This window comes from Allobosea sp. P1_A7 (genome assembly GCF_056406775.1).
In genome coordinates, this window is the sequence record NZ_JBFTZN010000465.1 from 1 (window position 1) to 4,633 (window position 4,633).

Consider the following 4,633-nt stretch of genomic DNA (forward strand, 5'->3'; position numbering starts at 1 on the left):
ACCTTCATAGCTTCGACATCTAGCCCTCTCTCTGTTCGGCATAGTCGCTCCAGAGCCAGGCGGTTCCCAGTCCGATCAGGCCGGCCGCAGCAAGCATGACCCATTTATGCGGCCAGGTTCCCGAGAAGACCGGACTGAACAGCCAGATCCCGCCCCCGATCACGGCAAGGCAGAGGACGAGGCTGATCAGACGGCGAAGGGCGGAGCGTTTCATCGGCAGGAGGCCATCTCAGTTCAGGTTGGGCTTTGCGGAGCACCGGAAGGCCCGAAGCCAGTTGCGCATCTCACTCCACCCCGACATCGTCCAGCGTGCCGAGCGCCAACATGGCGCCGAACGCTGCGGTGCCGCCCAGCGAAATGATTCCAAGGAGAATGGCCAGCGCAAAACCAAGCCGCGCCCATGACCGCCTGGGTCGAGGCTGCGGCCTGGAAGGCGTCATCGCGGGCGAAGTCCTGCCGATGGTCGAAGGCTGTGGGCTCCGGTTCATCGGCGGGAACCCGGCATGCCGGGATGTTCCGCGCTCGTCATGACGAAGCGCATTGTCGCGAACGCGCGGGCGAGCGCGCTCCGTCCGGCGATGATGTCAGCAACCATTTCGGCCCCCCAGCTTTCCCGATCCTGCCGCAGGGGCATGCGCGTGTCCACGGCACGTGTAGCCAAATCACAGGCTGGTTCAGCCAGGCGGAGACGCTGGCCCTTGCGGCGGCGGGAGCACCATCACGCTCGCTGCGCTCGTTGCCGGCCCGGATACGCGGATGATGCGCTCTCGCCTACCAGCCGGGATCGACCGGCTTCCGGGCAAGCGTGAAGCGCGGAAACAGCGCTGAGCCGAGAAGCACGGCAGCGCCAAAGCCGCTCCACACCCCACCCAGGAAGAAWAGCCAGCCGAGGCGCGCGCCTATCACGGCAAGACCGAGCATGTAGACGGCCGCGATCAGCAGCGCGCCGCCGACCACGCCGCATAACACCCGCCGCGCAGGCGTTATCGGCTCCAGCCGCTTTTCGCGCCGGGCATGCTCACGAATCCTTGGTGGAATGATCTCTGTCATCGCGCGGCAAACTGCCGGATCGAGCGTCGTCCGTCCACGGCATTTCTTGGCCGGGAATGCGGCTGTTCATGCATGGTGTGCTGACCATACGAGTGTTGGAGCAGTCAGCGAGCCAGGCGAGCAGGGCTGCTCAGGCCGCAAGGTGATAGGGGGCGACCAGGGCCTCGGCCGGAATGTGCCATTCCCGGTTCAATGTGAAGACCATGTCCAGGGTCAATGCGCGCTTGCGATTGAGAATTTCCGAGGCCCGGGACCGAGACCCGACGAGCTCGGCCAGATCCTTCTGGCTCAGGCCCCTCATCGCCATCCATTGCTTGATCGTTTCGATCGGGTCGGGGGCTCACGGGGCGCTGGTGACTGAGGTCTCTGTCGTCTCGTAGACCAACCGAGGGCGGAGCCAATCAGCCAAACCGGCCTCGTTGATCTGGCCGGCCGCCAACGACAGCCACGTGAACACCAGGTCCTCATCCCGAGCGATCGTCTCGCAACCAACACGCAGGCCGCTCCACACCGGGGCGGCCTTTTCCTTTGGAGACATGCCACATGGCAGCCTTTTCCTGGCCCCTGTCGCGACAGACGGTGCTCGATCTCAACGGCAATGCGGTGGCCGGCGCGCAGTTGCGCTTCTTCCTCGCGGGCACGACGACGCCTCTCATCGCCTATGCCGATGATGCGCTCTCGGTGCCACTGCCGGCCTATCCCGATTTCATCCCCTCGGATGCCTACGGCCGCTGGCCGCGGGTCTATCTGCCATACGGGAGCTACAAGGAGGAGGTGCGCTCCGCAGCCGGCGTGCTGCTCTGGAACGACGACGGCATCGCCAACCCGGCGCCGGCCTCCTCCGGGGGCGGTGGCACGGTGCCCGATAGCGAACGCTTCAAGACCGGCGACCCGAAATGGTCGTTCGAGCCGGGGCAGATTTCGGGCTTCGTCCGGCTCAACGCGCTGACCATCGGCAATGCGGCGTCAGGGGCGACGGAGCGCGCGAACGCAGACACGGAAGCCCTCTTCATCTGGTTGTGGAGCCGGCTGGACAACACCGTGTGCCCGGTCGCTGGCGGGCGCGGTGTGAGCGGCGCCGTCGACTATGCCGCGGGCAAGACGCTCGGCCTGCCTGACTGGCGCGGGCGCGCGCCCTTCGGCCTCGACACGATGGGCAACTCGGCGGCGAACCGCCTGGCGGGCGGCACGCACCTTCGAACCCGCGCCCAACGCCGCTGACTGGGCGCAAGCCATCTCAGTCACCGACGACGACACCGGCAYGGCATGGCCGCTCGCGACCTACCTGATCGAAATGGAGGTGGTCGATCAAAACGGCTGCCGGCGCCTGTTCGGCTCAACCGCTGACGGCAAACTCGCCCTGACCGGCAATGGCTTTGAATTCTCATTCCCGGCCGCCGCGATGCGCTGCCTCTGCGCCGGCTCCTACACCGTCAATATCCGCTTCACCGATAGCGTCACGGGCTTCGTCGCTGAGCCCGTCATCGCTGAATTACCCGTGCTCGAGGGAGGTTTTCGCTAATGCCACGCCCCGCCATGCGCTTGCGCATCCTCCCCCGTTTCCCTGCCCAGGTGCAGGCAACGGCGCCCATCGCCGTCACGAAGACCGCCGGCACGTACCTGTTCACGGCGGACTATCGCCCGGTTGGCGAGGAAGCGGCCCCGGCGCTGGGCACCTATGCTCTCGTGCTCCAGAACCAGACGACAGGCGCGTTCGTCCGCACGCTCCTTGCCGATCTTCCGACCGGCTCGACCGACTGGGCCAATATCCAGAACCGGCCAACAAAGATCGACTCGCTTGCGACACTTGATACGTCGCCAGGCGCTGTTGAGCAGACCGGCACAAACACTTTCGCCAAGCGCACGATCGGCGGCGGCGGGGCGACATCGCTGGTGACGTACGGGGATGGGAGCCTCTTCTACCAGCCGATGAGCCCACGGTTGAGCTCCATCGCGTCAACGGGCGTTCAAACCGCCGACATCGTCAACGGCGCCGTCACCTTCGCCAAGATGCAGAATATCGCCACGTCGCGCCTGCTCGGGCGCACGACGGCGGGGAGCGGGGACACGGAGGAAATCTCTATCGGCGCCGGCCTGACGCTCTCGGGCGGTCAGCTTTCGTCATCCGCAGTCGCCGCGACGGGATCGGTCGTGAACTCCGTGTATGCCGAATATACGACCAATGCGGCCCTAACCGCCACTATCCCAATTGACGACACGATACCGCAGGTTGGTGAGGGAACGCAGATCCTGTCCGTTGTGATCACCCCGACCTCAACAACTAACAAGCTCCGGGCCAGATTCCGCGGGACGCTTTCTCCAGCGACGGCGGGGCCTTGGATGACCACCGCGATGTTCGCAAACGGCGCCGCGAACGCGGTAACGGCCGACACCGTGACCGGAGCTTCCGCGTCTAATGGATATGGTGTGACCCTCGAGTACGAGTTCACGCCCGGTTCCACCTCCTCGCAGACCATTACTATCCGGGTAGGAGCGAACTCCGGTAATATCGCTCTCAACGGGCAGCCGGTCCAGGGTTTTCTCGGCGGGGCTCAGCGCGCGACGCTTGTGATCGAGGAGATCAAGGGATGACRTACACGATCATTTCAGCGGCGTACGCCAATGACGGCAACTCCGCGGCTATTCTCATGACTGAGGAGGCCGCAGCCGTTTTGATTTCAGCGGTTGATACGCCGGAAGAGTGGGTCGCAATGCTCGCGTGGGGCGAGCCGTCTGCCTACGTGCCGCCGCCCCCGCCGCCGCAGGCTGACCCCGTCGACAAGCTGGTGGCATTCCTCAACTCGAACCCGGATGTACGGGCGGTTCTTCAGTTGTCTCCGCAGGCGCTGAGGGCCGTCTAGTGGTTGTCTAGTCTACCAGCGGTCTGCCGCGCGCTCATCCGCTTCTTCATCGGCCTCGACTATCTCTCGGTATTACCAATTCCCGTTCCAATGCCGGCGTTCCGTCTTGAAGGGGGCGCATGACATTGCCGTTGGCGTCCCTGACCTCTTTGAAGAGCGGGGGATTGTACTCATACCACTTGGCATGACGCGGCCTGGGCGAGCGGAAATATTGAAGCGCTGAAGAGAGCAGCTTCCAGATATCGCGAAGAGCTTTCGTCAGCGGATTGGGCATCGACATGTGTCCTGCGGCGGCGTCGAAAACTTGGTTGCGCGTCGCTGCTGTCAAAGTCTCTAGAGCCGCCGCTTCGCCCGCAGCGCCGGAGTCGATCTATGCCGGCTATACGGCCCTTCTTGCGGCGGAGCTGTGACATGATTTCATCGGTGACGACGAGCGGCCCGGATGGCGCCGTTACGATTGCCTATGACGACGGACGGCCGTCCGTCTTTACGAACCTGAACCTGCCGGTCGATACATCTGACCGGGTGGACCCTGCACCAGTGGCTGGAGGGGGGCGGCATTGTTGGAGAGCGGGAGACCGCCCCTCCAACGATCGTACCTGGTGCGAGCGCGCCACCTTCCGCGGCTGGATCCAAGTCTGGATGATCTCGCCTCTCAGACGAGGAGGTCGCCGTGTCAGGGCTTAATGATGATCATCAACACAGTGCTGACGATACTCATG

General features: G+C 64.3%; 6 protein-coding genes and 1 pseudogene. 4 read left to right on the forward strand and 3 right to left on the reverse strand.

What is annotated here, in order from left to right:
- Positions 1 to 19: 19 nt before the first annotated feature.
- From AC1D34_RS36290 to AC1D34_RS36300, 3 genes and pseudogenes are all read right to left on the reverse strand, one after another.
- Positions 20 to 214 (reverse strand): hypothetical protein, encoded by a 195-nt coding sequence (locus AC1D34_RS36290; RefSeq protein WP_476826875.1) that lies wholly within the window; start codon positions 212 to 214, stop codon positions 20 to 22.
- Positions 215 to 771: 557 nt separating this feature from the next.
- Positions 772 to 1,050 carry a hypothetical protein gene (locus AC1D34_RS36295; protein WP_476826876.1) on the reverse strand — a complete coding sequence of 93 codons (279 nt, stop codon included), beginning with the start codon at positions 1,048 to 1,050 and terminating at the stop codon, positions 772 to 774.
- Positions 1,051 to 1,180: 130 nt separating this feature from the next.
- Positions 1,181 to 1,390 (reverse strand): annotated as a pseudogene (locus tag AC1D34_RS36300) (helix-turn-helix domain-containing protein); the annotation flags it as partial.
- Between the two features lie 203 nt (positions 1,391 to 1,593).
- On the opposite strand from AC1D34_RS36300, the gene AC1D34_RS36305 reads away from it, so the two are divergent.
- The 4 genes from AC1D34_RS36305 to AC1D34_RS36320 all read left to right on the forward strand — a co-directional run bounded on the left by AC1D34_RS36305 (position 1,594) and on the right by AC1D34_RS36320 (position 3,911).
- On the forward strand, positions 1,594 to 2,271 hold the full coding sequence (locus AC1D34_RS36305) for a hypothetical protein (protein WP_476826877.1): 678 nt from the start codon (positions 1,594 to 1,596) through the stop codon (positions 2,269 to 2,271).
- Positions 2,272 to 2,350: 79 nt separating this feature from the next.
- A complete protein-coding gene (locus tag AC1D34_RS36310; protein WP_476826878.1) occupies positions 2,351 to 2,572 on the forward strand; it encodes a hypothetical protein in 222 nt (73 codons plus the stop codon).
- Positions 2,572 to 3,642 carry a hypothetical protein gene (locus tag AC1D34_RS36315; protein ID WP_476826879.1) on the forward strand — a complete coding sequence of 357 codons (1,071 nt, stop codon included), beginning with the start codon at positions 2,572 to 2,574 and terminating at the stop codon, positions 3,640 to 3,642. Before AC1D34_RS36310 ends, AC1D34_RS36315 begins: the two co-directional genes overlap by 1 nt.
- Complete coding sequence (locus AC1D34_RS36320; protein ID WP_476826880.1) at positions 3,639 to 3,911, forward strand: hypothetical protein; 273 nt, start codon at positions 3,639 to 3,641, stop codon at positions 3,909 to 3,911. The genes AC1D34_RS36315 and AC1D34_RS36320 overlap by 4 nt, the downstream gene beginning before the upstream one ends.
- The last annotated feature ends 722 nt before the right edge of the window (positions 3,912 to 4,633 follow it).